The organism is Streptomyces otsuchiensis, from assembly GCF_004305975.1.
GTDB classification, from domain to species: domain Bacteria; phylum Actinomycetota; class Actinomycetes; order Streptomycetales; family Streptomycetaceae; genus Streptomyces; species Streptomyces otsuchiensis.
Genome location: NZ_BHZI01000433.1, coordinates 1 through 2,998, shown reverse-complemented (window position 1 = coordinate 2,998; position 2,998 = coordinate 1). Strand labels below are relative to the sequence as shown.

The window sequence follows — 2,998 nt, the reverse complement described above, 5'->3', positions numbered from 1 at the left end:
GAACGCCGTCGCCCTCAGCGCCACCGCCTGCCCCTCGCCGTCGTACGCCACCTCGCCGGCCACGGACTCGCCGGCCACCGCCGCCCCGTCGACCGCCGCCCCGTCGACCGCCGCCGCGTCCCTGCCGTCCGACGCGGACGGGTCCTGCCCGCCGCCCCCGCTCAGCGTGCTCGGCGGTGAGGTGCGGGTCCCGCTGTCCGGTGGCGGCGAGACCGGCTACGCGGCGCTGGACCAGGCCGCCAGCGCCCCGGCGCTGCGCCGGGTCTGGGACGATGTCGCCGCCTACCTCCCCTCCTACGGGAGCGTGCACCGGGGCGCGGGCCATCTGTCCCGGCTCTCCACCGAGTTGTTCGAGCGCAGTCGCGAGACCGTCGCGGACTTCCTCGGCTGCCGCCTCGACGACCAGGTGGTCTTCACCCGCTCCACCACCGACTCCCTCAATCTGCTGGCCGCCGCGCTGCCCTCCGGCACCCGGGTCTTCGTCTTCGAGACCGAGCACCACGCGGCGCTGCTGCCGTGGGCACACCACGGGCACCCGGTGACCTGGCTGCCCGCGCCGCGCTCGACGGCCGAGGCGGTGGCCGCCGCCTCGGCGGCGCTGGGCGCGGCTCCGGCGGGGCCGAAGCTGCTGTGTGTGACGGGCGCCTCCAACGTCACCGGTGAGCTGTGGCCGGTGCGGGAACTGGCGCAGGTGGCCCGGCGGCACGGGGCCCGGACGGTGCTGGACGCGGCGCAGTGGGTGCCTCACCGCGCCGTGGACCTCTCCGTGCTGGGCGTGGACTGGGTCGCCTTCTCCGGGCACAAGGTGTACGCGCCGTTCGGGGCGGGTGTGCTGGCCGGCCGGGCGGACTGGCTGGACGCGGCGCCGCCCTACCTGGCGGGCGGCGGCGCCTCACGCAGCGTGGAGGGCGACGCCCGGCAGGGGCTGACCACGGTCTGGCAGACGGGTGCCGCCCGCCACGAGGCCGGTTCCCCCAACGTGGTGGGCGCGTACGCGCTGGCCTCGGCCTGCCGTGCCCTCGCCGAGGTGGGGTTCGCCGCCGTCACGGAACATGAGCAGCGGCTGCTGCGGCGCCTGCGCACGGGGCTGGCATCGGTCTCGGCGGTGCGCGAACTGTCGCTGTTCGGGCCGGAGTCGGAGCGGGTCGCGGTGGTGTCGTTCGTGGTGGCCGGAGTCGACAGCGGGGAGCTGGCGGCCCGGCTGTCGGACGACTACGGCATCGGGGTGCGCGCGGGCCTCTTCTGCGCGCACCCGCTGGTCCGGCTGCTGCTGGAGGGGGCGGCGGACCACGACGACGAGGCGAGCGACTCCACCGACGCGGAGGCGCGGGAGCCGGAGCAGCAGCGGAAGCCGGAGCAGCAGCGGGAGCCGGGCTGCGACGGGACGGCGACGCAGGCGATCCGGGTCAGCTTCGGCGCGGGAACGCCCGTGGAGCATGTCGACCGGCTGGTGCGCGCGGTGCGGGAGCTGGTCGCGGCGCGTTGACACCGGCGGCGCGCCGACCCTGATGGCGGCCGGTCGGCGCGGCCGACGGTCAGTGCGTCCACCGGTCAGCGCGTCCACCGGTCAGCGCGTTCACCGGTCAGCGCGGCGGCTGGCAGGTGGGACACCAGAAGAGGTTGCGGCCCAGCAGCGGCGCGGTGCGTACCGGGGTCCCGCAGACCAGGCAGGGCTTGTGGGCGCGGCGGTAGACGTAGACCTCGCCGCCGTGGCCGTCCACCCGTGGGTCGCGGCCCATGGCCTGCGGGGTGTGTTCGGGCCGGACCGTGTCGATGCGGTTGGCGCGGACCCCCGCGTGCAGCAGTTCCACCAGGTCGGCCCAGACGGCGTCCCACTCCGGCCGGGTGAGGGCGCGCCCCGGCAGGTACGGGTCGAGGTGCCGGCGGAACAGCACCTCCGCGCGGTAGACGTTGCCGACCCCCGCGATGATCTTCTGGTCCAGGAGCAGGGCGGCGACCGCGACCGAGCTGCGCGTGAGCCGGTCGTAGGCGACGGCCGGGTCGGCGTCGTCCCGCAGGGGGTCGGGGCCGAGCCGCTGGTGCAGCTGCTGCTTCTCGCCTCGGGTGATCAGTTCGCAGGTGTTCGGTCCGCGCAGCTCCGCCCAGTGCCCGTCGGAGGCGAGGCGCAGCCGCACCTGGCCGCGGGGCGGCGGTGGTTCTCCGGTGCCGAAGGTGACCTTGCCGTAGAGCCCGAGGTGGATGTGGACCCAGCGGGTGCCCCGGCCGGTGGCGGGGGTGCCCGTCCCGTCAGCGGGCGCGGCGTCGAAGCCGAGGAAGAGGTGCTTGCCGTGGGCCTCGGCGGCGGTCAGCCGATGGCCGTCGATCAGCGCGGCGCCGTCGGCGAAGCGCCCCTGCGGGCTGGCCGCGCGCACGGGACCACCGCCGAACCTCTCGTCGAGGTCGGCGGCGAGCCGGTGGATCGTGTGCCCTTCGGGCATCAGCCCTGCGGGTGGTGGGCCGGGATCGCGGGCAGGGTGCCGTCGCTCTCGTAGGCGGTGAGCATGTCGATGCGCCGGGTGTGGCGCTCCTCGTCCGAGTAGGGCGTGGCGAGGAACGCCGCGACGAAGGCGGTGGCCTCGTCCGTGGTGTGCATCCGGGCGCCGACGCTGACCACGTTGGCGTTGTTGTGCTGCCGCCCCAGCTTCGCGGTCTCCTCGCTCCACGCCAGGGCGCAGCGCACGCCGCGCACCTTGTTGGCGGCGATGGCCTCACCGTTGCCGGAGCCGCCGATGACGACGCCGAGGGCGTCGGGGTCGGCGGCGGTGCGCTCGGCGGCGCGCAGGCAGAACGGCGGGTAGTCGTCGAGGGCGTCGTAGACGTGCGGGCCGCAGTCGACGGGCTCGTGGCCGTTGCGGATGAGCCACTCCACCAGGTGGTTCTTGAATTCGTAGCCGGCGTGGTCGGAGCCGAGGTAGACGCGCATGGCGAAAGTCTGACACGACGGCGCGCCCGTCCCGGGTCCCGGCCGGGCGCGGCGGGCGGTGGTCCGGGCGGGTGA

Annotated in this window: 3 protein-coding genes; 1 reads left to right on the top strand and 2 read right to left on the bottom strand. The window is 75.6% G+C overall.

Features of this window, described 5'->3' with window-relative positions:
* Positions 1-121 precede the first annotated feature (121 nt).
* On the top strand, positions 122-1,486 hold the full coding sequence (locus E0D90_RS24740) for an aminotransferase class V-fold PLP-dependent enzyme (RefSeq protein WP_130800160.1): 1,365 nt from the start codon (positions 122-124) through the stop codon (positions 1,484-1,486).
* Positions 1,487-1,583: 97 nt separating this feature from the next.
* On the opposite strand, the gene E0D90_RS24735 is transcribed toward E0D90_RS24740, so the two are convergent.
* Complete coding sequence (locus tag E0D90_RS24735; protein WP_103500248.1) at positions 1,584-2,438, bottom strand: Fpg/Nei family DNA glycosylase; 855 nt, start codon at positions 2,436-2,438, stop codon at positions 1,584-1,586.
* A complete protein-coding gene (locus E0D90_RS24730) occupies positions 2,438-2,923 on the bottom strand; it encodes a ribose-5-phosphate isomerase (RefSeq protein WP_103500247.1) in 486 nt (161 codons plus the stop codon). The genes E0D90_RS24735 and E0D90_RS24730 overlap by 1 nt, the downstream gene beginning before the upstream one ends.
* Between the last annotated feature and the right edge of the window lie 75 nt (positions 2,924-2,998).

Coding starts and splice junctions, on each gene's coding strand:
- E0D90_RS24735 (WP_103500248.1), bottom strand. CDS start 2,438: ATGCCCGAAGGGCACACGATCCACCGGCTCGCCGCCGACCTCGACGAG.
- E0D90_RS24730 (WP_103500247.1), bottom strand. CDS start 2,923: ATGCGCGTCTACCTCGGCTCCGACCACGCCGGCTACGAATTCAAGAAC.